General features: G+C 37.1%; 23 protein-coding genes and 1 pseudogene. 16 read left to right on the forward strand and 8 right to left on the reverse strand.

Annotated elements, in window-relative coordinates; translation table 11 throughout:
• Positions 1-48 precede the first annotated feature (48 nt).
• The gene (locus tag F3D3_RS02690; protein WP_069870973.1) at positions 49-477 is read right to left on the reverse strand and encodes a flavodoxin; all 429 of its coding nucleotides are present in this window, start codon (positions 475-477) and stop codon (positions 49-51) included.
• A 291-nt stretch (positions 478-768) separates the two neighbouring features.
• Here F3D3_RS02690 and F3D3_RS02695 point away from each other — a divergent pair, with 291 nt between their 5' ends.
• Positions 769-1,089, forward strand: a complete 321-nt coding sequence (locus F3D3_RS02695) for a DUF2007 domain-containing protein (RefSeq protein WP_069870975.1) — start codon at positions 769-771, stop codon at positions 1,087-1,089.
• A 111-nt stretch (positions 1,090-1,200) separates the two neighbouring features.
• Here F3D3_RS02695 and recQ read toward each other — a convergent pair whose 3' ends face one another.
• On the reverse strand, positions 1,201-3,006 hold the full coding sequence (gene recQ, locus F3D3_RS02700; protein WP_069870977.1) for a DNA helicase RecQ: 1,806 nt from the start codon (positions 3,004-3,006) through the stop codon (positions 1,201-1,203).
• 350 nt (positions 3,007-3,356) lie between these two features.
• Between recQ and F3D3_RS02705 the strand changes: the two genes are divergently transcribed.
• From F3D3_RS02705 to F3D3_RS02715, 3 genes are all read left to right on the forward strand, one after another.
• A complete protein-coding gene (locus tag F3D3_RS02705) occupies positions 3,357-5,069 on the forward strand; it encodes an IS1634 family transposase (protein ID WP_069870979.1) in 1,713 nt (570 codons plus the stop codon).
• A gap of 99 nt (positions 5,070-5,168) precedes the next feature.
• A complete protein-coding gene (locus F3D3_RS02710; RefSeq protein ID WP_175438266.1) occupies positions 5,169-6,002 on the forward strand; it encodes a lipocalin family protein in 834 nt (277 codons plus the stop codon).
• A 70-nt stretch (positions 6,003-6,072) separates the two neighbouring features.
• On the forward strand, positions 6,073-7,155 hold the full coding sequence (locus F3D3_RS02715) for a lipocalin-like domain-containing protein (protein WP_069870983.1): 1,083 nt from the start codon (positions 6,073-6,075) through the stop codon (positions 7,153-7,155).
• Between the two features lie 605 nt (positions 7,156-7,760).
• Here the strand turns inward: F3D3_RS02715 and F3D3_RS23190 are convergent.
• Positions 7,761-7,955 (reverse strand): annotated as a pseudogene (locus F3D3_RS23190) (transposase); the annotation flags it as partial.
• A 341-nt stretch (positions 7,956-8,296) separates the two neighbouring features.
• Between F3D3_RS23190 and F3D3_RS02720 the strand changes: the two are divergent.
• From F3D3_RS02720 to ttdB, 9 genes are all read left to right on the forward strand, one after another.
• A complete protein-coding gene (locus tag F3D3_RS02720) occupies positions 8,297-9,202 on the forward strand; it encodes a LysR family transcriptional regulator (protein ID WP_069870985.1) in 906 nt (301 codons plus the stop codon).
• A gap of 154 nt (positions 9,203-9,356) precedes the next feature.
• A complete protein-coding gene (locus tag F3D3_RS02725; protein ID WP_069870987.1) occupies positions 9,357-10,658 on the forward strand; it encodes an SLC13 family permease in 1,302 nt (433 codons plus the stop codon).
• Between the two features lie 54 nt (positions 10,659-10,712).
• The gene (locus F3D3_RS02730) at positions 10,713-11,642 is read left to right on the forward strand and encodes an alpha/beta hydrolase (RefSeq protein WP_069870988.1); all 930 of its coding nucleotides are present in this window, start codon (positions 10,713-10,715) and stop codon (positions 11,640-11,642) included.
• A gap of 16 nt (positions 11,643-11,658) precedes the next feature.
• Positions 11,659-12,801 carry a mandelate racemase/muconate lactonizing enzyme family protein gene (locus F3D3_RS02735; RefSeq protein ID WP_069870990.1) on the forward strand — a complete coding sequence of 381 codons (1,143 nt, stop codon included), beginning with the start codon at positions 11,659-11,661 and terminating at the stop codon, positions 12,799-12,801.
• The gene (locus tag F3D3_RS02740; protein ID WP_175438268.1) at positions 12,791-13,210 is read left to right on the forward strand and encodes a DUF3237 family protein; all 420 of its coding nucleotides are present in this window, start codon (positions 12,791-12,793) and stop codon (positions 13,208-13,210) included. Before F3D3_RS02735 ends, F3D3_RS02740 begins: the two co-directional genes overlap by 11 nt.
• 432 nt (positions 13,211-13,642) lie before the next feature.
• A complete protein-coding gene (locus F3D3_RS02750; RefSeq protein WP_069870995.1) occupies positions 13,643-14,698 on the forward strand; it encodes an AraC family transcriptional regulator in 1,056 nt (351 codons plus the stop codon).
• Between the two features lie 261 nt (positions 14,699-14,959).
• Positions 14,960-16,237, forward strand: coding sequence for an SLC13 family permease (locus tag F3D3_RS02755; RefSeq protein ID WP_069870998.1), 1,278 nt, complete (start codon positions 14,960-14,962; stop codon positions 16,235-16,237).
• A gap of 17 nt (positions 16,238-16,254) precedes the next feature.
• The gene (gene ttdA / locus F3D3_RS02760; protein WP_069871000.1) at positions 16,255-17,154 is read left to right on the forward strand and encodes a L(+)-tartrate dehydratase subunit alpha; all 900 of its coding nucleotides are present in this window, start codon (positions 16,255-16,257) and stop codon (positions 17,152-17,154) included.
• Positions 17,151-17,759, forward strand: coding sequence for a L(+)-tartrate dehydratase subunit beta (gene ttdB, locus F3D3_RS02765; RefSeq protein WP_069871002.1), 609 nt, complete (start codon positions 17,151-17,153; stop codon positions 17,757-17,759). Before ttdA ends, ttdB begins: the two co-directional genes overlap by 4 nt.
• Positions 17,760-18,096: 337 nt before the next feature.
• Here the strand turns inward: ttdB and F3D3_RS25110 are convergent, their stop codons facing one another.
• Positions 18,097-18,255: a transposase gene (locus F3D3_RS25110; RefSeq protein WP_175438269.1), complete on the reverse strand. Its 159-nt coding sequence runs from the start codon at positions 18,253-18,255 to the stop codon at positions 18,097-18,099.
• 11 nt (positions 18,256-18,266) lie between these two features.
• Entirely contained in the window at positions 18,267-18,677 is a 411-nt protein-coding gene (locus F3D3_RS02770) for a MarR family winged helix-turn-helix transcriptional regulator (RefSeq protein ID WP_069871004.1), read from the reverse strand.
• Between the two features lie 201 nt (positions 18,678-18,878).
• On the opposite strand from F3D3_RS02770, the gene F3D3_RS02775 reads away from it, so the two are divergent.
• The 3 genes from F3D3_RS02775 to F3D3_RS02785 all read left to right on the forward strand — a co-directional run bounded on the left by F3D3_RS02775 (position 18,879) and on the right by F3D3_RS02785 (position 21,607).
• Positions 18,879-20,315: an MATE family efflux transporter gene (locus F3D3_RS02775; protein WP_069871006.1), complete on the forward strand. Its 1,437-nt coding sequence runs from the start codon at positions 18,879-18,881 to the stop codon at positions 20,313-20,315.
• A 444-nt stretch (positions 20,316-20,759) separates the two neighbouring features.
• The gene (locus F3D3_RS02780; RefSeq protein WP_069871007.1) at positions 20,760-21,362 is read left to right on the forward strand and encodes a DegV family protein; all 603 of its coding nucleotides are present in this window, start codon (positions 20,760-20,762) and stop codon (positions 21,360-21,362) included.
• 20 nt (positions 21,363-21,382) lie between these two features.
• Complete coding sequence (locus F3D3_RS02785) at positions 21,383-21,607, forward strand: hypothetical protein (RefSeq protein WP_069871009.1); 225 nt, start codon at positions 21,383-21,385, stop codon at positions 21,605-21,607.
• Positions 21,608-21,686: 79 nt separating this feature from the next.
• Here F3D3_RS02785 and F3D3_RS02790 read toward each other — a convergent pair whose 3' ends face one another.
• The 3 genes from F3D3_RS02790 to F3D3_RS02800 are packed head-to-tail and all read right to left on the reverse strand — an operon-like array spanning position 21,687 to position 24,050.
• Positions 21,687-22,895 (reverse strand): hypothetical protein, encoded by a 1,209-nt coding sequence (locus F3D3_RS02790; protein WP_069871010.1) that lies wholly within the window; start codon positions 22,893-22,895, stop codon positions 21,687-21,689.
• A 19-nt stretch (positions 22,896-22,914) separates the two neighbouring features.
• Positions 22,915-23,583, reverse strand: coding sequence for an FAD-dependent oxidoreductase (locus F3D3_RS02795; protein WP_207645338.1), 669 nt, complete (start codon positions 23,581-23,583; stop codon positions 22,915-22,917).
• A gap of 20 nt (positions 23,584-23,603) precedes the next feature.
• Positions 23,604-24,050, reverse strand: a complete 447-nt coding sequence (locus F3D3_RS02800; RefSeq protein WP_069871014.1) for an FAD-dependent oxidoreductase — start codon at positions 24,048-24,050, stop codon at positions 23,604-23,606.
• Between the last annotated feature and the right edge of the window lie 161 nt (positions 24,051-24,211).

Here is a 24,211-nt window from a genome sequence, read left to right on the forward strand (position 1 = left end):
ATTCCGCTTCGCTACCTTCGTAACACTTGCACCATTTTGCCAACATGCTTAAGCATTTGCAAGTTGTGTTCCAAATTCAATACTTTCATCGATTCCGGATTGATCTGGGGTTTCGTTTAAGATAAACCCATCTGAAATGAGTTCTGCACCATACGATTTCATACGTTCTTCCCAATCTCGCATCCATTCACCGTCTCCCCATCCATAAGAGCCAAACAAGAGCATCTTTTTACCTTTAACACTTCCCTGTATAGCCTCTACAAAAGGTTCCATTTCGGATTCTTCTAAAACCTCTGCACCCATGGAAGGACATCCAAGTGCTAGCCGATTACAGGATTCAACATCTTGTACAGTTGCAGATCCAACCTCTTTTAGCTCATATGTTTTGCCTGCGGCTTCTATCCCTTTACAGATCGATTCTGCCATGATTTTCGTGTTGCCACCACCACTCCAATAAATTACCATTACATCTTTCATCGCATTTATCCTCTCTTTGTTTTGTATCCGTTTTTTAAAATCGGGTTGGTTTATATTGCATCATCTTGCATTGATAATGATTATCAATCGCATCTTAATATAGAATAGCGAATCTTTTACCCTTTGTCAACATCCTCACAAGCAATTTAAGTATAAATTCATATATTTTATTTCCAATTGATGATATGATTTATTTAATACCGAGGGCAGAGGCACCGGGCATGAGCATCCCCTTTGATAGACCGCTTAAAATCTAGTCAACTCAACTATGAAATGAAAGGTGGTTCACTTATGATTAAAATTGCGACCGTATCTAACCCTATGGAACTTGAAATGCTCAAAGAGTTGTTTGAAGATAATGGTATTGAAATTATGCCCCAGCATAGAGAAGCTGGAGAATTTTTAACACTCTATATGGGCACTTCTAATTACGGCATTGATATTTTAGTTTCAGAAGAAGACGAAGAAGAGGCGCGCAAATTGTACACACTCTACTTCAGTGAAATTGCCACTATAGACGAAGCCGATCTTATTGCACAGGCAGAAGAAGCCATCAACCCTGAGGATGACCCCGACAATTCTAAATATGATTCTGAAAATACTGACGATTAGGCAAAATTAAAACGCGCAAGATGATCTCCTCATAATTACAGGACATCCTCATAACGCGTTTTATTTTTTTCCCGATTCAAATTTCATACGATTTCAAGAGCCTTCTGTGCTTCAAAGCATCATTTGTCTCACCACATCCATGAACCGTTCACCATAAAGATCGTATTTTTTCTCTCCAATCCCTTTAATCTCTATAAATTCTGCCTTTGTTCTAGGCGTATATTCTGCAATATCCTCTATAACCGCATTTGAAAAAATAATATAAAGAGGCACTTTTTTCTCTTCTGCGAGTATGCGTCTGAGATCCACCAATGCATTATAAAGCTCTGGATTTGAACCCGAGTGTCCCTTGCTCTTATTATTTTTAGTTTTTTTGCTTTTAGAAGAAGAAACATGTCTTTGTGACTTTTTCATCATCACGGTTCTCTTACCCTTTAAAATTTCTTGTGACAGCGCATTGAGTTTTAAGACTGGAAATTCATCCGTAGTAATACCCAGATAGCCCTCAGCAATTAAAAACATGGTCAAATCCTTGAGCTCTTGAACAGATTTTTCCTTTAAAATACCATAGGTCGAAACTTCGTGGAGTTTCCAATCGATAATCCGCTGTGCCTTTGAACCTCTTAAGACATCAATGACTAAGTTCATCCCATAACGTTGACCGACACGGTATACACAGGAGAGCAATTTTTGAGACGTGAGCGTTTCATCCACAAGTTCTGATGTATCCATGCAGTTGCCACAATAACCACACTGCGTTTCTGGATCTGGCTCACCAAAATAGCGCATGATTTCACCGTTCAAACAGGCACTAGTATGACAATACTGAACCAACGCTTGAAGATTCGAAAGCATCATCCTATAACGGATGGGATCATTGGTCCCCTGTGCGATCAGTAATTTTTGCTTGACGATATCAGATGCATCGTACATAAGCAAACACTCGCTTTCCTCACCGTCACGTCCTGCTCTACCCGCCTCTTGATAATAAGCTTCCATGTTTTTAGGCATATTGTAATGAATCACAAATCGCACATCCGGCTTATCAATCCCCATGCCAAATGCATTGGTTGCCACTATGATTTGCTTTTTATCCAGCATAAAGGCATCTTGCGTTTTATTCCGTGCTTCTGTGCTCATGCCCGCATGGTACGCCGCCGCCGAATACCCTTCTTTTTTGAGTTTATCGGTTAGAGATTCCACCGTCTTACGAGTGGCACAGTAGATGATCCCCGTGTGATCTTTAGGCACTTTTTCAAACCATTCCTTAAGATAGTCATACTTTTTAGTAGGTCTGATCACTTTATAGATCAAATTTTCACGCTTTACCCCAGATATTTTTACAAAGGGCTTGTGAAGCTTTAAAAGCTCTAAAATATCTGCTCTCACTTCTTTTGTGGCTGTGGCTGTAAAGGCCGCTATGATGGGCCTTTTTGTAAGCTGGTCAATCCAAATAGAAATGTCCTTATAACTCGGTCTAAAATCATGTCCCCACTGACTGATACAATGGGCTTCATCCACTGCCACCAGTTGAATTTTAATGCTTTTTGAAAGCCTTGTAAATTGTGAGGTCATGAGGGCTTCTGGAGCTATGTAGACCAATTTGTACGCACCTTGTGAAATCCCCTCAAGACGCGTCCGCATCTCTTGTGCTGTGATGGAGCTGTTGAGAAATGTCGCTGGAATACCATTTTGAAGCAATGCCTCCACTTGATCTTTCATCAGTGCAATCAGTGGCGAAATCACCACTGTGACGCCTTCAAGCATCATGGCTGGCACTTGGTAACAGATGGATTTTCCGCCACCTGTAGGCATTATAATCAAGGCGTCTTGGCCCGAAACAATTTGTTCTATGATAGATTCTTGACCTTCTCTATAGGCATCATAACCGAAATATTTTTTTAGAATTGTATGCATTTAAAACTCCCTTTAAGTTTATTGGATGAATAGAGTCTTCGGGTTTAATTATAACATACCCTACCGTTTTTTATTATGATGATCGCAATCGAAATTTTTTTCAACGTTATCTTCATTAAGGAATTATTGGGGTAAATTAGAAACTCTCCGTAGAAAAATCTAATTCTAAATGTTTTTTTAAAATGAGTTTACTTTCCCGAGTTTTGCAGCAAAATAATACATAGGTATCCCTAGACTAAAGTTGTTTTAACTGGTCTAGGGATTTTTTATTTTATTTTTCTTTCATTTTATTATGGATTAAAGTGATTTATTATGGTATAATTGTAATATCTTTGTTTAGGAGTAATAATATGTTTCTACGTAAAATTAATCAAAAACACACAGGACGTGTCTATCTTTCTATTGTTGAAAGCTATCGAGATAAAACAACTAAAAAAACTAAATCAAGAACCATTGAAAGTCTAGGCTATTTAGATGAACTAGAAAAAAAGTTTAAAGATCCCATTGCTTATTACGAAAAAATCATCTGCGAAATGAATCAAAAAAAAGCTTTTGAAAATTCAGATATTCTTGTTAAGTACAAATCTAATGACAAATTAGAAGTCGGCACCAACAACCGTAAAAACTTTGGCTATGCCGCTTTCAGCGCCATCTACCACACACTTGAAATTGACAAGTTTCTCATCAATCGCCAACGTTCAACGAAGATTGAGGCGAGCACCAATAACATCATGAAGCTCCTTGTTTTTTCAAGACTCCTTAACCCAGGCTCTAAAAAGAAAGCCTATGATCAGCGAAATGATTTTTTTGAAAACGCTCATTACTCTCTTGATGACGTCTACCGCGCACTGAGTTTTTTCAATGAAAAAGGCAATGAGTTGCAGCTATGGATGAATGAAAAAGTCAAAGAAAACTACGGACGAGATACCAGCCTTGTTTACTACGATGTCACCAATTATTATTTTGAATCGGATTGTGAAGATGCTTTTAGGTGCAAAGGCGTCAGCAAAGAGCATCGTCCAAACCCCATTGTTCAAATGGGCCTTTTCATGGACACCAACGGCATCCCCATTACCTACGATCTTTATTCAGGCAATACCAATGACTGTCTCACCTACAGACCCACTTTTTCTAGAATGAAAAAAGAGTTTGATTTAGGAAAAGTCATCGTGGTTGCTGACAAAGGGATGTCCACAGGTGACAACATTCAGTACACACTTTCAGCAAACGATGGCTTTGTTTTTAGTTACTCCGCTAGAGGCGCCAACAAAGCTTTAAAAGACTATATTTTAGATGAAGAGGGCTATGTTTTTAAAGGGGATGACTATAAGTGGAAGGAACGCATTTACCCGACTGAAATTTGGGTTACCATGACTTCTGGAAAAAAGCAAAAGAAAACCATCGATGCCAAGCAAGTGGTTTTCTATAGCGAAAAATATGCGAAGAAAGCTAGGATGGAACGCGCTAAAGCCATTGAAAAAGCTAAGAAGCTTATAAAAACACCTTCAAACTATAATCGCTCTACATCCTATGGGGCTGCTGGATATGTGAAGAACCTTAGTTTTGTAAAAGATACTGGCGAAATTGCTGATATAACTGCTTTAAGCCTTGATGAGGAGAAAATAAAAGCGCAAGAGGCTCTTGATGGCTACTACGTGCTCATCACAAGCGAATACAAGAAGAGTGCCAGTGAAGTGATTGAAATCTACAGAGGCCTTTGGAAGATAGAAGAATCCTTTAAGGTTACCAAAAGTGATCTTGAAACGAGACCTGTATATGTTTCAACACAAGACCACATCAAAGCACATTTCTTAACATGCTTCATAGCTTTGGTGCTTGCTAGGATTTTAGAGTTTAAAATGGATGGCAAACACACCATCACACGCATCATCGACAGTTTAAGCAAATGTACATGTACAAATGTAGATCAAAACTATTACTTGTTTGATTATTACGATGAAGTTTTAAAGGATATCGGAGACGTGACAAATGTTGATTTTTCAACGAAGATAAGAACACTTCAACAGATTAAAAAAAATATTTCAGAAACCAAAACGAGATAGATTTACGCTACAAAAAAACGCAAAAAAAGAAACCCTTGAATCCCACTGTTTGCAATGGGATCAAGGGTGTTTTTTTGTTGTTTTGCTGCAAAAGTCAAGTTGAAAGAAGGAGGACCTGAATTTTTAAACACAGTATTTTCTGTAACGGATAAAAAAACGGGTTGGTATACTTCTAAAGATGTATTCCTTCCATTAGAGGATAATGTAAAGGTAGAAAATGAAAAACTTATTATTACCAATGATTACTGCTCTATGAATGCAGATTTAAACGAAATGGTGTTGACTGCAAAAAATGAAGAGTGCTCCTTAAAAGTAACGGTGGAACCAAAGGGATATGTACTTTACAATGGGGGTTCAGGATATTTTCCTATTCTAATAATGAAGGAAAACCATCACTATTCTCTACCATATTTCACCATGAAAGGGGAATTGGTGAGAGACGGAAAAACGATACCTCTTGAAGGAAAGTGCTGGTTTGATCGTCAAATTGATAACCTATATTATAAACTTGATGAGAATGGACAGCCACTAAGTCCTGGAAAGTGGACTTGGCTTGGAATTTCTATTGAGGATGGACCAGCTATCAGTATATGGGATTATACAGACGACAATGGACAGAATAACTGTTTTGCCTCAATACTGAATCGTGATGGCAAGCAAGTTGTAGAAGCAATAGATTCGGTTATAGCAACAGCAACTGATGTATTTGTCAGTGATAAAACAGGACAGAATTATCCAACGCGATTTACTGTGAAGATTCCTGTAAGTAATATGACATTGGAAATTACACCAGCAACTGAAGCTCAAGAAATCATTTCTGCGAATCCTCAATTGAACAAATATGAAGGACAAAGCATCGTAAAGGGCATAATTGCAGGCAAAGAGGTAACTGGGACTTGTTGTGTTGAACTAGTCGGTAACTGGCAGAAATAGTGTTTATTCGATTTGAGAACTCAATATGTTTAAAAAAACTCTAAGCGCAGTGTTAAAAAGGAGAAATAATATGTTTGAAAAATTTAGGAATAAAATAAAAATTTCTTGTAAAACGGCTTTAATAATTACGATTATTCTAGCGGTATTAATCATCATAATCAGTCACATTGATTTATCGGTGACATTAACTTCAAAGCCAGATAATGCTGAAAGACCTAATCAACCGATGTTTATAGATCCAATCGCCGATATGAAACCGGGTAGTGGCTCTTGGTTTATTACAACGAACGTCACGGCTGGAGACCAAGAATTTGGGCTATTGACGCACCATATAGCATTGCCTTTTAATAATACCACTACTACTGTTGCCATTACAGATGTTACGAATAGCAAGTATTATGCTGATGAAAGAAAAGAAGGCAAAATCAAGGAAACCGATGAAGGTTTTGAGGTGAATAGCAAAAACTTGTTATGGACTTGGTCTGCTGATAAAAAGAGTATGTCTATCAAGGGACAATTGGAATCAGGAGAAGGCTCATTTGATTTAGTCCTAATCCAAAAAGGTCCTGTTTTAGCTTACAGTGGTACAGGAATTTGGCCACTCCTTGATAATGCAAGTCCAACTCTGGAATACGCTTTTCCTGTTATGGAAACAACAGGCACTGTAACGGTTAATGGTCAGACATACAATGTTACGGGCAACAGTTGGTATGATAGACAAGTATTATCACTTATGGAAAAGAAACTCGGGTCAGAGCCTGGAAATGCACATTGGACTTGGTTGTCAATATCGTTGTCTAATGGAGATGTCATTGCGGTTTGGGATGTCGTTGGTGACCGTGAGCGCTGTTGGGCCAATATTATGCAACCAGATGGCACTTTGACGATTGCAGATGTGGAACCTTTATCAGAAAACGCATTTGAACCTTGGGTGAGTGAAAAGAGTGGAATCACATGGCCCTCTAAATATACGTTAAAGATCCCTGGGGTTGAAACAGAACTCTTGGTAGAGGTGACAGCTCCTGGACAGGAAACTGTATTAGACTATAATAGAATGGAAGGGGTTATCCATGTGACGGGCACTTATAAAGGACAAGAAGTCACAGGTGTTGGTTATGCCGAGATAATTGGAGATCCACAATTAAATAAATAGGTGTCATAGTGAACAAATGCAAGTGGCAAAAAAATGATAATTGATTTTGTAGTTAGATTTGTTGGCTGCTTTAGGAAACTTTTTTAGAGCAGCTACAAAAACTCTACGAGCGAGTACAACTTGCTTATAGCAGATTTCCTTTTTTAATCAAGAACAAGAACAGTGGTTTTATTTACATGGATAAAGTATTCGTCTAACATAAAGTAATGTTTCTAAATCACACAAAAAAATAAGCCTCAAGTAGGCAAAAATTGTGATTTAGGAACATTATGCCTAGCGAAGCCGTGTCACCAATACCTTTGGGTATCCAATGATCGGCTCTTTGTTTTTTTAGAACACATTTAGAATAAACGCCTTATAAAAGGCAAAAATGAGATTGTGAACTCATGGAAAAATTGATACAATGACATAGATTCCTCCTCCCCATGAAAATACAATCATTTGAACAAGTAAGCAATATTCAGTTTCAGCTGAGTAACCATCAGGAGAAAGTAATACAGCATTTGTTGAAAGTAGCTTGGAAGGTTCTGGAGGACATTTGGGACACTTAGAAAAATCTACGTTCATAAATTTGCTTAAAAAATCAATTATGGAAAAAGCATTTAATGTCTGATTTTCACAAAGCCTGAAGGCAGTACGTGCATTAAAAATCGTCGTATGAATTCTATACCCGTAAGGGTCATTGTTTTGGGTTTATGGACATCACGATAATCTTTATATATGAAAGTGACCAACTGATCTGTAACCTTGAGAATGCGATGATTGGCAATAGCAATGCGATGTGTGTATTGACATAAATAACCCATACGCATGATGGTCTTGAAGTTTTATCTTTGCATCAGCTTTGAAGATTTGTCTGTAGTTGTAACCAAGACACCCATATATAAACGATTTTGACCCAACCGATGCAGAACTTCTTTTCAAAGGCGTTCAAAAAACTTGAAAATCAAATGACTGCAGTAAGAGAGCAATTTGGTCACGCAATTTAGCCTAAGAATCAGCAATTTCAAGTGGTATAAAGTAATTAACAGACACTAACTAAGCGTTGAAATTTGAATAGAGCTATTGGTAATGACTTTTATAAACAGCGTTTAGAAATTTAATAAGTTGTTTAAATACCATACAGTTGAGGTGGAGTATAATGGATAAAACGACAGAGTATATTTTGGAAGTTGCAAAGTGTGGCGGTATAACTAAAGCTGCGAATAATTTGTACATAACACCTTCTGCATTAAGTAAATTTGTTCTTGCTAAGGAAGAAGAATTAAAACTCAAGATATTTAGAAGAGAGGGCAAAAAATTTTTCTTAACATATGCTGGAGAGCGTTATGTTTCTTTGCTTAATGAAGCTCGGAAATTACAGCAAAAAATTGATTCAGAAATGGGACGAATTTCGGATATGTATATGGGACGATTGAGAATTGGCTTTCAAATGTCTCTGGCTGAAACCGTTATATCAAGTGTTATTACTGAATTTAAAAAGGAATTTCCAAATTTTCAGGTGATGCTTGAGGAAGAGAGTTCCATGAACTTGACTCAAATGCTGTTAAATAGGCAATTGGATCTTCTGATAACAACAAGTGATTCATCAATCGATAAATTTTTTTGCACCATTCTTGAAAAAGGTGAAATTGTTTTAGCAGTACATCCAGACAATTCATTATGTTTGAAAAGTGTTCGAAGAGAAGGCTTCAAATATCCGTGGATAGATCTTAAACATTGCTATGAAGAGAATTTTATTCAGTATTCGGAAGGTCAAGTGTTTCGAAATTATTTTGATCAATTATTTAAGAACGAGTTTTATGAGCCTACTACAAAGATCACTGTTAGGACAACTAAAACAGCGCTTTTATGTGTTGTAAATCAATTGGGCGTTGTAATAACCTCGGATTTACTGGTAAAACAAAATGGTTATAGTGATGGCGTTAGGTTGTTTAGTTTTGGTGAAAATCCTAGGCCCCACAATCTCATTATTGTAACAGATAATGATCTCGTACAAAATGAAGAAATTAAGCACTTTATAAAAGTTTGTAAGAATTATTTTTAATATCAACTTAAATGACATATATGATGAAAATGTTGCGATTTTTTCTATTGTAAAACTGTATTATAATGACCATATAGATATATGGTGCTATATACAGTTTTTTTAAGTTCATGCGCAGGGGCTTAATGAAGTAAATTGGGAGAGGAGTTATATAATGAATACACTTGTTATTTGTCTTATAATATGTACTTTGACAATTATTAGCTATGTGTGGGGGAAAGTGAGTATGGCAATGACATCGATGGTGAGTTTTGCTGCGTTTGTCATTACAGGTTGTCTTAGCCCCCAAGATGCACTTGCGAATTTTGGTAATTCTAATGGGGTTATGATTATGTCTATGTTCGTTGTAGCTGCAGGGTTGCAGAGAACTCAGTTTGTTAAGCATGTGGCTCATAGTGTAAACGCAATTTCTAAGGGCTCAATCACAAAAGTCATGTTCGGATATGTTACAATATCAATCTTGTTAAGTCAGTTCATTCAAAGTCCATTGATTGTATTTGGTATTATGGCACCTATGATGATGGCAACATGTAAAGATATGGGGATTAACACATCAAAAGTGATGTTTGCTTTAGGAATTTCTGCAATTGTTACTTGTTCAGCTCTACCATTAGGAAGTGGTGCGACAGTTGCAGCTGAGCTTAATGGATATTTAGAAGCTAATGCTTATACAGGCTTTGTTGTTCAATTAACAGATCCAATGCTTGTTAGATTTCCAGTAGTCATTGTGGCGGCAATTTACTGTATTTTCTTTGCCTATAAAGTTGCTCCAGACATTGAAGCTGAAGAAAAAGATATAAAAGAAAATAGACAAAAGGTAGAGTTACCTCCTCTTGGACCATTTCAAGAGAGAGCAGGGTATATTATTTTCATTCTCACAACGCTGGCACTTATATTCCAAAAGTCAATACCAAGAGGTATCGTAATGCCGACGTGGTTAATTTGCTTCATTGGTGCGCTTGCAATGGTATTGTTTGGTGTCTTAAAGGGTAGAGAAGCGACTAATGCTATGAATATTCCTATGTACTTATTGTTTGTAGGTTCTATGACCATGGGAAGTGCCTTAGCACAAACGGGCGCTGGAACAGTTGTAGGAGACTATTTAGCTAATATGGCGAATACAATTGGAAACCCATATATCATTGGTGCAATATTCTTTATAATTCCGTTCTTATTAACTCAGGTAATGCAAAATAGAGCTGTAATGCTGATTTTTATTCCTATTGCGATTCAGGCGTGTAAGAGTATGGGGGCTAATCCAATTGGAATAATCATCTTAGTTCAGGCAGCAACCTTAACGGCATTTATGACGCCAATGGCAACTGCTGCGGTACCTATGTACATGGCTGCAGGAAACTTTACGCTTAAAGATGTTCTTAAGCAATCAATAATACCGGCACTCGTATTTAGTGTTGTCTCAATAGTATGGACAATGACGATTATACCATTATATTAGAGAGCAGGGAGATTCAGAGATTGCATGCTGTGAATCTCCTTTTTTGGAGAGAAAATGAGAAATAATTTGATTGTGAATAAAAAGAGAAAAGGCATAACCTTACTGGATAATATTGTATACTCAACTATTTTAGATTCGGACGGAAATCCACAAGAACTTTGCTTATCTTTGATGATGCAACATGGAAATGTGGAATCTAGGATGGCAAATGGTCTTAATCCTCATGAGATTGCTGATGAAGAGAAGAAACCAGTCATTTTATGGTTGCCTGGTGGCGGTTATAGAGGAAGCGATAAAAATTTAACAGTTCCTGAAATGACTTATCTTTCAGATCATGGATTTTGCGTTGCATTTGTGTATTACCGTGGGAGTTCACAAGGCGTTTTCCCCGCGCAGATCATAGATGTTCAATCTGCGATTAGATTTTTAAGAGTAAATGCAGATAAGTTTGGTCTTCTGACAGATAAAATTGGAATCATGGGACGCTCTGCTGGTGGACATTTGGCTGCACTTGCAGGAATGAACATTGAATATGGAGAGATAACTGAAAATAAAGGTGTATCATCCTACGTACAAGCTGCTTGTGATTGGTTTGGTCCTGTGGATATGCCGGCAATGTTTGACAAAGAAATTAAGGCAATCGAAGAGAACCCAAATTATAGATGGAAAAATTTAAGTGAAACACATCCAGGAGCTTTAATTGGTGGAGATATGGTTGATGTAAAAGAACGCTCAATTAGCGCAAGTCCACCTTATTTAATTAACAAAGAAACTTGCCCAATGCTTATAATGCATGGAACGGTTGATAGACATGTTCCGTGTGAAGTGAGTAGCGCTTTTTATGATAAACTTGTTGAGTTCGGACTTGAAGATCAAACCGAATATTATGAGATAGAAGGCGCAAATCATGGCAGTGATGAGTTCTTCCAAAGTGAAGTACAAGACATTGTCGTTGATTTTTTCAAAAGATATCTAATGTGTTAATCAAGGGAGAGATTAAATGAAAATAACAAATATTGAAATTATCCCAGCAGGACGCTACCTGTTCGTTAAAGTTCATACAGATCAAGGTATTCATGGTGTTGGAGAGGCTGGCGCTTGGGGATTTTTGGATGCAACTGTGGGTGCTTTGAAGAAAATGGAAGATTACTTAATCGGGAAAGATCCTTTTCAAATTGAGCATCATTGGAATTACTTATACAGAAGCATGTATTTTAGAGGTTCAGTCATTATGAGCGCTATAGCTGCGGTTGATATTGCTTTATGGGATATTAAAGGTAAGGCTCTAGGCGTCCCAGTGTATGATCTTTTAGGAGGTAAATGCAGAGATAAGGTAAGGAGCTATGAAGCTGTATTTGAATTTACTGCAGAAGCTATGGCGAAAAGATGTATTGAGCTAAAGGAAAAAGGATTTACAGCAGCGAGATTGATGATAACTTCGGACATATCTAAACCGATTGTAGATAGAGAAATGGATATATTTGTAAACAAAGTAGAATCCTATATCAATAAAGTAAAAGCATGTAGAGAGGCAGTTGGTGATAAATTTGACCTTGTTTTAGAGTGTCATAGAAGTATGAACCCAAATGAAGCTATAACTTTTGCCAGAGGCGTAGAAAAGTATCATCCTTTGTTTTTGGAAGATCCAATACCACCAGATAATATGGATGTAATGTATGAAGTTGCTTCTAAAACAGTTATTCCTGTGGCAACAGGAGAGCGGTTTATAAATATACAAGAGTTTGAAATGTTGTTACAAAGAAAAGCGGCTAGATACGTTCGTCCAGATGTTTGTGCACTTGGTGGATTGACACCGAGTAAAAAAGTGGCTGCAATCGCTGAAGCAAACTATGTGACGATCGTTCCTCATAATCCGTTAGGGCCAGTTTCCACTGCGGCGTGTATGCAATTGTCGGCGGCAGTTCCAAATTTCACAATACTGGAGTTCCCTTCTTTCTATAACGGAGGTAAGGAATCGGAGATGATTAAAGAGGCTTTCATAGTCGAAGAGGGATACATTTTAATCCCTGATAGACCCGGTATTGGTATCGAATTGGCGGATGATATACAAGAGAAGTTTCCACCAAGACAACGCAGTATTTCAGCATTAATTTCATATGATGGTGCTGTTTATGATGTCTAAAGACAAGTTGATCATGGAGATTGAAATTGAAACATTAGAGAGATCCATGTTGGAGACAAAGGTGGGTACAATAGTGATGATTCCCTTTAAAGGAAGCGTAAAAAGCGACTTGTTTTCAGGTGAAATTCTTCCGGGAGCAGTAGATACTCAATTGATTGATGCCAATAACATTAAGCACATGTCGGCAAGATATATGATTGATGGAAAAGATGCATCCGGTATGGACTGTAAGTTATACATTGAGAACACAGGCTATTTTCACATTGATTTCCCTAGACCGTTTCATACGATTCCAAAATTCTATACGGATAGTGAGTTGCTTTCAAAATATTTGCATACCAATCAGTTTAGAGGAGAGGGTCATCGAGATCATGAGGGTTTAAAGATAAAGATCTATGAAATTTTATAAAATTGTTATAAAATAGAGAACTCCAAATCCTAAGCCTAGTTTAAGATTTGGAGCTTTTTAAATAAGAACAGTATTTTTAATAAATCATCATTATTTAGTGTTGAAAAGCTTCAACGAAGAACTTGTTACATTTTCATTTTGGATTCTTATGCTTACAGTTACTGAAATCAAGAATTTTTTTATTGCTGTAACGGTTCAGTAGTCTTATATAGGTGGCTTTTTTTGAGTTCGCAATTCTTGCGACAACGGGGGATTTGTTAGGTTTTAGAGTTATAAATAAATATTGGAAATTACCACATGGATTTATATTTAAAACGGCAATTTGTAGTATTCTTGGAATGATGATCACTTTAGTATTCATCATGTGCATAGAAATTTTCCTTGTAAGATTTGAAATATCAATTTAAAATGGGTATAAAAAGCGAGGTGCTTATGCAAGGTTTTTTCCGATATGAGAATAAAAAAAGGTCGTTGAGTATTGAACAATACATCTATTATATTTCAGCTTATAGATATAACTGGCATAATGATATTGAATTGTTACTTGTTTTAAACGGTGAAATTGAAGTGAATAAAGACGGCGATAGTCATATTCTTAATCGTGGAGACCTCATTTTAATTAATTCAAACAGAGGGCATGCAACAATGGCGCTTAAACCGGATTCTATTGCAATGGTCCTCCATTTTGATCCAGTTTATTTTTCTAACTGGATTAAAAATTATCAAAATTATGAGTTCAATTGTATTTCCAATGCACAAAATCGAGAGCAAAAAAACTATCGTGAAATACGACGCAAGATGTTGATTATGAGTACTTACACTGGTAGAGAATCCGAAACGGATCGACTAATTTATGAATCGATGTTTCAGAGTTTAATAGGAGAACTATTTATAGGCTTTCCACCTAAAAAAATGTCCATTAGTGAGTACTCAAAAACAAATAGGCATGAGAATGTTATGAAAATTGTGGAGTATTTAAATAAGCATTTTAGAGATAAAATCTCACTTGAGGATCTTGTAAACTTTACTGGTTATAATAAAAGCTATATCTCTCAATTGATGAAACAGACGCTTGGGATAAACTATTATGAGTATCTTACAAGAGTGAGAATGCGGGAAGCTGTTTATGCTCTAACGAACACAGAAGACAAAATATCCGATATTGCTTATGCCCATGGGTTTTCTGATATAAAAGCCTTTAATATTTCTTTTAAAGAGCGCTTCGGTAAAACACCCTCTGAATACAGACGTAAACTGCTTTATCATCCCAAAGTAAATGATAATAGTAATGCAGCATATGTAGAAAATGAGATCTGTGAAAACTTGGTGAGAGAAGCTCTTGATAAACTTGACGAAACAAATTGTGGGACTATTAGCGTGGAATATTCTGAAGATCAATCACATGATTTTAAAGACAATTTGAATGAGGTAACTCAAGACTTAAGAAGAATCATGTCTAAAATCAATAAAATTTCAAATAAAATTTAATTTTCAAATAAATGACTATCCAATATTTTAGGTAATAATTAAATCGGATTGTTAATACAGATTATAGTATCTAGATTTTACAATGCCCATAGCTTCGTAAAAATGGGTATTTTTTTTTATGTTTTATTTCAGATACAATTTTTGATTCAATCTGAAATGTTGCGAAGTGTTAATAAACAGTTGTAAAAAAGGATAGTTTATTTTTGAGTTTAGATATAGTATTCGGTTAAGACGTCTAAAAAATATGCGGAGGTTAATTATATGAGTCCACAGATTATCACTTTGATTTTCTTGGTTTTTGCTGTTGTCATGTTTGCTTGGGAAAAAATACCTTTATCGATTACAGCGATGATTGTAGCAATCGGATTATCACTTACAAATGTTTTAACGCCAGCAGAGGCTTTTTCGGGCTTTGTTAATAGTAATGTGCTCTTGTTTATGGGCATGTTCATTGTTGGTGCAGCTTTCTTTGATACTGGTATGGCGCAGCGAGTGGGTGGAATTGTAACAAAGTTTGCAAAGACTGAGAGACAATTAATAGTTGCGGTTATGCTCATTACGGGTTTCATGTCAGGTGTATTATCTAATACGGGAACTGCAGCGGTGTTGATTCCAGTTTTGATCGGGATCTCAGCCAAATCGGGATTCGCACGTTCTAAGTTGATGATTCCACTGGTTCTAGCAGCAGCGATGGGGGGTAATTTGAGTCTTATAGGTGCTCCGGGGAATATGATCGCTCAGTCAGCGCTTCAGGAAATTGGAATGAGTTTTGGATTCTTTGAATATGCAAAAGTAGGCTTGCCAATCTTATTAGTTGGAATCGGTTATATGGCTTTCTTTGGTTATAAACTATTACCCAACCATTCAGACCAAGAGTTAGATCAAGATTCTGTATTTGCGAAGCATGAGGATTATTCTGATGTACCAAAGTGGAAGCAATATTTTTCATTAATCGTTCTGGTATTAACAGTTGTTGCAATGATTTTTGAAAGTAAAATTGGAATTAAGCTTTATATTTCAGCTTGGATAGGCGCTTTGGTCCTTGTCGTTTCAGGTGTCTTAACTGAAAAGAAAGCCATGAAGTCTATCGATATGCATACAATTTTACTTTTCTCGGGTTCACTGGCACTGGCGAAAGCCCTAGAAAAGTCAGGTGCAGGTGAATTGTTAGCGGGTAAAATAATTGCTGCATTAGGAAGTCATCCATCCCCATTCATACTTCTTTTTGTTGTGTTACTCTTATCAGCAGTTATGACAAATTTTATGTCCAATACAGCAACGACTGCTCTTCTAGTACCTATTAGTCTTTCCATTGCTAATGCACTTGGAGCAGACCCACGAGCAGTATTAATGGCAACAGTTATTGGTGGTTCTATGGCATATGCAACACCAATAGGGATGCCTGCAAATACCATGGTTTATGGGATTGGAGGGTATACATTTAGAGATTATCTGAAAGCAGGAGCACCATTAATCGTTGTTTCGCTAATCGTGTCTATGATTTTACTTCCAATATTATTCCCATTCTATCCAAATTAGATTAGCAAGGAGTTAATATGCATAAAGAAAATGAAATATCAAAATTGACTGAAATCATGTCAAAATTTATTGGGTTAGTAAGTTATCGCTTGCCTGATGATGTTGAATCCAAACTAAAAGAATTACGTGAAGAGGAAATTGGGGAAATGGCTAAAATTATCTATAAAACTATGGATGAAAACCAGAAACTCGCTTATGAAATGAAACGTCCTTCCTGTCAAGACACAGGAGTGCTTCAATTCTTTATTAAATGTGGCGAGCATTTTCCATTGATGGGACAACTCAATACTATTCTTAGAGAAGCGACTTATAAGTCAACGATGGAAACGCCTCTGAGACATAATTCAGTTGAAACTTTTGACGAATATAACACAAAGAAAAATATAGGGACAGGAACACCAAGTATATTTTGGGAAATTGAACCTGACAGCGATGGCGTTGAAATTTATACCTATATGGCAGGAGGCGGTTGTTCTCTTCCGGGGGTTGCTACTGTTTTAATGCCGGGTGAAGGATATGAAGCAATCGTAAAATTTGTATTAGATCGAATGACTAGCTATGGCCTTAATGCATGCCCACCATTACTTGTTGGTGTTGGCGTTGGCACATCGGTTGAAACAGCAGCAATGAATTCGAAACTGGCGCTTATGAGACAAGTAGACAGTAAGAATGAAAACGCAAATGCTGCGAAATTAGAGCAATTACTAGAAGATGGTATTAATGCCATCGGCCTTGGCCCACAAGGACTTAAAGGATTAAAATCAGTTATGGGTGTAAATGTAGTAAATACTGCAAGACATCCATCCACCATAGGCGTTGCTGTTAACACTGGCTGTTGGTCACATAGAAGAGGACTAATCATTTTTGATAAAGACCTTAACTATAATATGCCAATGCATAAGGGGGAAGTACTATGAAAAAAATCCTAACAACACCTATAAAAGATGATGACTTAAAAGATATAAAAATTGGCGACATTATTTATCTGACTGGTACTATTGTAACCTGCAGAGACGTAGCACATCGAAGATTAATTGAAGAAAAAATGGAATTGCCAGTGGACTTAAGAGGGCTCGCCATTTTTCATGCAGGGCCAATCGTTAAAGATCATGGTAATAATGAGTATGAAATGATCTCTATAGGTCCAACGACAAGTATGCGAATGGAGAAGTTTGAAAAGGAATTTATTGAAGAAACAGGAGTCAAACTTATCGTTGGTAAAGGCGGTATGGGTAAAAACACAGAAGAGGGTTGCAAAACCCATAAAGTATTACATTTGGTTTATCCTGCTGGAAATGCTGTTTATGCCGCGAATAAGGTTGAATCTATTGAATCAGTTCACTGGACAGATCTTGGTATGCCAGAATCTCTTTGGGTATGCAAAGTAAAAGAGTTTGGACCTTTAATAGTTTCAATTGATTCTGAGGGAAACAATATCTTCGAGCAATATAAGGTAGAGTTTAATCAGATTAAAGAAGAGCAGTATGAGAAAATAATCCCAGAAGTAAGGTTTATTAAATAAGTATCTAATCCAAATATTAACAAAACACCTCCTTTTTGAGTGTAAAAGGGAGGTGTTTTGTTAACGGTAAATATGCGCTTCTCTTTCGATATAAAGACTCTTAGTGCATCAATAGTTCCAATGTAACCCTTTTTTGTATATTAGATGTAATTTCTTTATAAGTCAAACCTTCTGCACGTAGGGGGATCACTTTATCTCGGTAGGGCATCAGTTTACCATTCAGACTCTTTCCATAATGACCATTAACAAACACTACTCACACTGTACCCGTCGACTCAGATCACATAGATAATTATAACGTTTTTTTACCTGCTTCTGAGGTTAAAGGGATCTCGATTCAACCATTGATAATTCGCTTCATATACTTGGAGATTGCCTTAACCAAATGAAATCTGTCACTTATTTGAATCGCATCGGGATGAGATTCATTAATAGCTGAACGATAACTCGTTGAACCATCACGGGATACTAGTTCAATATTGGAAAATGTAGACAACCATAATTTTACTATTCTAAATTTAGCATCACTTTGTCCAACAAATTTTTCAGAATTTCTCTCTCAATATCTGTAAATTCTTTAGTCAATCTATTTTCGCTTTCTATGGCTATGCCGTGTACTTTACTATATAAAGCCTTGCCCTTATCGGTTGGATATATTCTATACTGTCTTTTATCTTCAATTGAAGTAAGCCGGGTAATGTACCCTTCTCTCTCAAACTGTTTAACAGTTCTCGCCACAGAGCCTTTATCAATTTTTAATTTATCAGAAATATCCTCTTGTGAAACACCTGGATTTTCACAGATAACTAAAATGTGAGTGTACTGGCTTCCAGTAATACCATCCATTTTTAAATGACGATCCAAGTAAATGGTAGAATGCCTATGAAGAATTGAAAATCGATTCATAAAATCATGCATATAAACACTTCCTACTAAAAATAACATTGCTTAGACAACTAAATATTATAATAAATAGAGCGATGTGTCAATTTATTTTTGAGTTTTAACTTGACTATTAGCGAAATATCGTGTAAAACAATAGATGCCAAGAAAAAATAGTTGGCTATTTATTTTAGAATATAGTTGCTTAAGCAACTATGTGGATGATGGGAGGATATTATGACAGAAGAACACGAGTTATCACAGGAGAATGCATTTGCAACAGCACCGATCGGAAGTTTGATTGCAAAATTTGCGATTCCCTGTGTAATCTCGCTTGTTGTGAATGGTCTATATAACATTGTAGATCAAATTTTTATTGGTAATGGCGTTGGTTATTTAGGCAATAGTGCCACGAACGTAGTATTTCCACTTACTATACTATGTGCGGCACTTGGCGTACTATTCGGTGACGGAGCGGCAACATATGCTAGCTTAAAATCAGGACAAGGCAATATTGAAAATGCAAAAAAAGGAGTTAGCAGTGGAATTCTTATGTCTGTTATTACTGCTGTGGTGTTGTTTGCAGTAGCAGTCATATTTTTGAAACCAATTGTGTATCTTTTTGGATGTACGGAATCAGTGGAACCTTATGCACTTGGCTATGGTAGGATTGTAACGATAGGATTTCCGTTTGTGCTTATTGGCACGACGTTGAACTCAATTATTCGTGCAGATGGAAGCCCAAAACATGCTATGATCGCTCTTCTATCGGGTGCAATATTTAATACAATTATGGACCCTATCGCTATATTTGTTTTTCATTGGGGAGTAGAGGGCGCTGCACTGGCTACGATTACTGGACAGTTTATATCATTAATTATTTATTTGTCCTACTTAAATAAATGGAAAACATTTAAGCTCGTAAAAAAAGATTTTAGACTAAGCTTTCAGCATTGCAAGGCTATTTTGCCACTCGGAATTTCCAGTTTTATCAACCAAATGGCCATTGTTATCATGACAGTCATGATAAATAATGCTCTAACAACATATGGCGCTGAATCTGCTTATGGAGCAGATATTCCTTTAGCAGCTATGGGCATTACATTAAAAGTTAATCAAATATTTTTATTTGTTGTCGTGGGCATTGCAGCAGGTGCACAACCGATTATTGGCTTTAATCTAGGTGCAAAACATATTGGACGCGTTATGAAGGCTTTCAAAATATGTGTTATTAGTGCATTTATATCAGCAATGGTAGCGTTTGTTGCTTTTGAATTTTTCCCAATGCCTATTGTATCTCTTTTTGGAGCTGAAAGCGATTTGTACAATGACTTTGCTGTGAAAAGTTTTCGTATATTTCTTTTGTTTTGCATTTTTAACGGTTTTCAAACTGTTGCCAGTATCTTCCTTCAGGCTATTGAGCGACCTGTCCCAGCAATGATACTGTCTCTGTCTAGACAGATTGTATTTTTTATTCCTGCGGTATTGATTCTTCCTAAATTTTGGGGAATTGAGGGTGTCTTATGGGCAGGGCCAGTGGCGGATGGGCTAGCATTCATATTGGCACTTACTGTTATACTTTTTGAAATCAAAAAATTGAAAACTTTAGGACATGAACACAGTACTGATGACATTAAAATTAGAGAACAGTTAGTGGAGGAGCTAGGTATCTAATAAGATAAAGAGCTTATTCAGAAAGCAACTATACGTGGCTAAAATATTACTCTAAACCAACTCTAAAAAATGTACTAAAAAAAGAATGATTTATAAACGATTTGCCCGCATTATTTTACTATTGCGGGCAAGTTTTTTAGAGATTGTTTAAAAATATTTTGACAAGAATAGACACTACCACTTCTGAGGACCACTTTGATTAAGTCTCCATTTAAACCATTGTATAGTTTGTTTTTGTAGCGGTACTTAAACTTTAACACCTCTTTGGGGCTTTTTTTATTTTTTGTGACTGCACCAATTAGGTGCAGACCGACGAGATTTATATCTCAGCAATATGAACAATACTCTTTAACTTCTGCTCAAATTACTTTATAATTAAGAGTGGTTATGGTGTGATTTAACATAAAATAAAATATAGAACTTTTAAAGAATGGAGCAACAGGCTTGTCCTCAGAAATGAGTGGCACTTACCAAACGGCTTGTATGGTTAGGGCGCAACTTTTGGAGAAGTACCCTGATGCAAAGATTGAGCTTATTGACTCTAGAACCAATTGCATGCAGTTGGGGTTTTGTGTGCTTTATGGTGCTGAGTTGGCGGCTCAAGGCATACCTGTGGCAAGTATTGCTCAGACCATGCGTGATTATGTAAATCAAAGTCGATTTATTTTTTTACCTGAGACGTTGGATTACTTGAAAATGGGGGGCCGTATTGGTGGCGCTCAAGCGATAATGGGTAATATTTTTCAGATTCTGCCCATCCTCACTGTAAAAGAGGGCCGTAGTGAGGTACTTCAAAAGGTGCGAACAAAGAAGAAGGCAGTGGAGACGCTACTGAAAATTGCATTAGAGGATATAGCACAATATGGTCTTAAAAATGTTGTAGTGCATCACATTGAGGCTTATGAAGAAGGGCTTGCTTTGGCGAAGCGCCTTCAGGATGACCTTGGCGTTCAAGTGCTAGTGGTGGATATAGGGCCGGTTATTGGAACCCATGTGGGACCTGGTGCAATTGGAATCGCCTATGATTTAAAGCAACCTTTTATGTAAAACAACGTGGTTTTTTTATTATGAGCCTATGGACAATACAGCATTATAAAGCGTATGAAAAGTTGATTCAAACTGGTATTTTAAAGGCAAATGATTGGTATGAAATAATTGTTAATGAAGATCAAATGGGTTATGTCAATCAAGAGTTTTGCTTGATAAAGAGCCCTTATGTGAAGGGCTCTATTTCATCACAAAGTGTCAATATGCGAGAAAATGCCACTACGAGTAGCGATATTATAATATAAGGAAGATGGAGGGTATCGAGCACCAATGAAGGCAGTTGGGTGCAAAAACAATCTAATTTCAAGTTGTTGATAAATCAAATTAATCGAATTTCTGCTGAATAAAAGATAAAACCTTTGATTTTTGATTGAGTCTGTTGAGTGTCTGAATGGTCTTCAACTGCACGATGACAAAAGGCAAAATCAAAAGCCAATGCGTTAGACTAAATTTTGAAATGAAGCCAGTTTTGATAAAACCATAGTTGACAAAGAACAGACCCAGAACTACAAAGGCGACGCCAGGGCAAATCAGCGCGTAGCTTCCGATGTGGAACTGATCGCCATTTACGAATTTTTTGAAGTAATTGTTTCGCTTCATCACAGTATATCCCAGAAGACCAAAGATTACTTCAATTGAAAATAGGGTCAACAGAACGATAAATAAAAATATTGGATTTGGCGAACTTTCAAGAAAGTGATGGTAGGTGCCTGAAATTAATCGAATAAGTGTAATACCTATAAGTGTGGTGATTGGGATGGCAATCCATAGCGTTGGTGTCATTTCGTCATGAGCGCCGTGCTTAAAGATGGATTTGAAGCCCAAAAGCATTTTGATGTTCATCAGCAATATCGCGAGCACAAGGAAAAAGACAGATGTTACAAAAGCAAAGATGTTAGTCGCTTTTGTATGACTCATTGCAACTGAAGCGGCGAGCCCTACTGACACCATGATAAAAGCAAAAGGTGCAATCATTTGACCAAGGTTGTTGTTGCGTACAAAATCAAAATTTCCTTTTGCCAGCGTGTCTGAAAAAAAGTTCAGAAACAGCTTAAGTGCATAGATGCCCACCGCCAGAAAAGCGAGGATAGCAAAAGGGAAGAGGATTTCTATATAGTCCCAGAGATGTGGTACAAATACAGCGCCGAGAACAAAAATAACATTGATGCCCATTGCCAATGTCAGCGGCAGGGTCATAAGCGTGATTTCATCATTGGTGCCAAGCATATTGCGATAGCTGTCTGTTTTTAGGTAAGCAAAGTAGCGTTTGAGCTGAACAGCAAGCTGATAGAAATACATATATGAAAAATAGAGAATAACGCCTGAAACCAAAGCGACCATTACAGCCCTTAAGTCATGGGACGCAAGTTCACGGGAAAGGTCGGAAAATGTTGGGAGCGGGTTTTTATGCTCAATAAAAAACATGAGATACATAAAAAATGAAACGGCAAGTCCGCCGTTGCCAAGTGCTTTTAAAAACCATGTCGGTGAGAATGTTGTTTCCATTTCGAGTTGTGTTGATGTTTTTTTCATTTGTCCTCCTTAGTTTTGCCTATATTAAACTTTTTTGTTTTGCCAGTGCATAAAGACCTGTTTGATGCATTATATATACATTTGGAGACGCAGTTCCCAGTGGATGTGTGCCATAGTTGTAGCTGTAGAGGTCTTTGGCAGTTGCGTGATTTTGAATTGCGATGCCAAAAGCATTGATCATTTCTGCGACGGCTTTATCACCCGAAAGTTGGACACCGAGAAGCTTTAGGGTGGCTTTATCAAAAAAGAATGTGCCATTTGTCATGACCATGCCTGGCAGTGTTCCAGGATGCATGTTTGGTGCATTTAGTCTGACTTCGAGTATTTGGAATCCAGTTTGTTCGCACTGGTGTTTGGTCATGCCAGCAGCCGCGTAGTAGACGTTGTTGATAGATGTTGAAAAGAGATTCATAATGCCTTGCACAGGCGCAGACTCTTCCTGTTTCAGCAGGTTGATTGCTGCATTTCGGCCTTCTTTTGCCGCAATGGAAGCCAGTCGTACATTGCTTGCTTTACCCGTGAAAATATCTGATTTTGAGGCGCAATCTCCAATTGCAAAGATGTTTTCGTTTGAGGTTTGTTGGAATACATTGACCTTAATGGATTTTTTTTCGTCCAGCTCGAGTTCCATTTTTTCTGCCAGAGAGACATTAGGGTAAGCACCTATTGCAACGAAAACTAAATCCACATCCAGCATATTGCCGTTGTTCAGCTGAACTTTTTGTATGCGCTCTTCGCCTTTTCAACTTCAGTTTTCATTGAGACAACTCTGTCTAAGTCTTTTTCGATGACATGGATCCCTTTTAGATCTTTTCCGGGAAGAGGCGGAAACATTGGCAATGAACCTGTTGCCATCACTAGGCGATCGTACGGATATGTTTTGCCGGTACCTGTATAGACATTTCTATTTTCAGTATCCACACGGACGACATCATCGATCACAAGGTTAACGCCCTGATCAATTAAATTCTTGTCGCTTGAAATATTCTGACGAGGATCTTTAAGCGTACCAAATGCATATGGAATGCCACATGGCACAGGTCCCTTGGCGTTACTTCGAATGACGGTATACTCAATATCATGATTCAATGCTAATGACGCATTTAAAAAACCTTTGGCTGCAACGCCACCACCTATGACAACTATTTTTTTCATATAAGCCTCCTAATATTGTAATGATCAGGCATCACACTAATGTTCACCCCTTGCAGGAGGGGTCAGACATCATTTTACACCTTGTTGAGAATGATTGTCAATAAAAATATTGGCATATGTCCAAAACTAAATAGACATCTCCCCAAGAAGCATGAAATGTA

Source organism: Fusibacter sp. 3D3 (assembly GCF_001748365.1).
Taxonomy (GTDB): domain Bacteria; phylum Bacillota; class Clostridia; order Peptostreptococcales; family Acidaminobacteraceae; genus Fusibacter_A.

What these genes read in the sequence shown, in the direction of transcription:
- F3D3_RS02755 (WP_069870998.1), top strand. Translation starts at nt 14,960, where the DNA reads ATGAGTCCACAGATTATCACTTTGATTTTCTTGGTTTTTGCTGTTGTC.
- F3D3_RS02750 (WP_069870995.1), top strand. Translation starts at nt 13,643, where the DNA reads ATGCAAGGTTTTTTCCGATATGAGAATAAAAAAAGGTCGTTGAGTATT.
- F3D3_RS02690 (WP_069870973.1), bottom strand. Translation starts at nt 477, where the DNA reads ATGAAAGATGTAATGGTAATTTATTGGAGTGGTGGTGGCAACACGAAA.
- F3D3_RS02785 (WP_069871009.1), top strand. Translation starts at nt 21,383, where the DNA reads ATGAGCCTATGGACAATACAGCATTATAAAGCGTATGAAAAGTTGATT.
- recQ (WP_069870977.1), bottom strand. Translation starts at nt 3,006, where the DNA reads ATGCATACAATTCTAAAAAAATATTTCGGTTATGATGCCTATAGAGAA.
- F3D3_RS02790 (WP_069871010.1), bottom strand. Translation starts at nt 22,895, where the DNA reads ATGAAAAAAACATCAACACAACTCGAAATGGAAACAACATTCTCACCG.
- ttdB (WP_069871002.1), top strand. Translation starts at nt 17,151, where the DNA reads ATGAAAAAAATCCTAACAACACCTATAAAAGATGATGACTTAAAAGAT.
- F3D3_RS02800 (WP_069871014.1), bottom strand. Translation starts at nt 24,050, where the DNA reads ATGAAAAAAATAGTTGTCATAGGTGGTGGCGTTGCAGCCAAAGGTTTT.
- F3D3_RS02705 (WP_069870979.1), top strand. Translation starts at nt 3,357, where the DNA reads ATGTTTCTACGTAAAATTAATCAAAAACACACAGGACGTGTCTATCTT.
- F3D3_RS02735 (WP_069870990.1), top strand. Translation starts at nt 11,659, where the DNA reads ATGAAAATAACAAATATTGAAATTATCCCAGCAGGACGCTACCTGTTC.
- ttdA (WP_069871000.1), top strand. Translation starts at nt 16,255, where the DNA reads ATGCATAAAGAAAATGAAATATCAAAATTGACTGAAATCATGTCAAAA.
- F3D3_RS02720 (WP_069870985.1), top strand. Translation starts at nt 8,297, where the DNA reads ATGGATAAAACGACAGAGTATATTTTGGAAGTTGCAAAGTGTGGCGGT.
- F3D3_RS02770 (WP_069871004.1), bottom strand. Translation starts at nt 18,677, where the DNA reads ATGCATGATTTTATGAATCGATTTTCAATTCTTCATAGGCATTCTACC.
- F3D3_RS02730 (WP_069870988.1), top strand. Translation starts at nt 10,713, where the DNA reads ATGAGAAATAATTTGATTGTGAATAAAAAGAGAAAAGGCATAACCTTA.
- F3D3_RS02695 (WP_069870975.1), top strand. Translation starts at nt 769, where the DNA reads ATGATTAAAATTGCGACCGTATCTAACCCTATGGAACTTGAAATGCTC.
- F3D3_RS02775 (WP_069871006.1), top strand. Translation starts at nt 18,879, where the DNA reads ATGACAGAAGAACACGAGTTATCACAGGAGAATGCATTTGCAACAGCA.
- F3D3_RS02725 (WP_069870987.1), top strand. Translation starts at nt 9,357, where the DNA reads ATGAATACACTTGTTATTTGTCTTATAATATGTACTTTGACAATTATT.
- F3D3_RS02715 (WP_069870983.1), top strand. Translation starts at nt 6,073, where the DNA reads ATGTTTGAAAAATTTAGGAATAAAATAAAAATTTCTTGTAAAACGGCT.
- F3D3_RS02740 (WP_175438268.1), top strand. Translation starts at nt 12,791, where the DNA reads ATGATGTCTAAAGACAAGTTGATCATGGAGATTGAAATTGAAACATTA.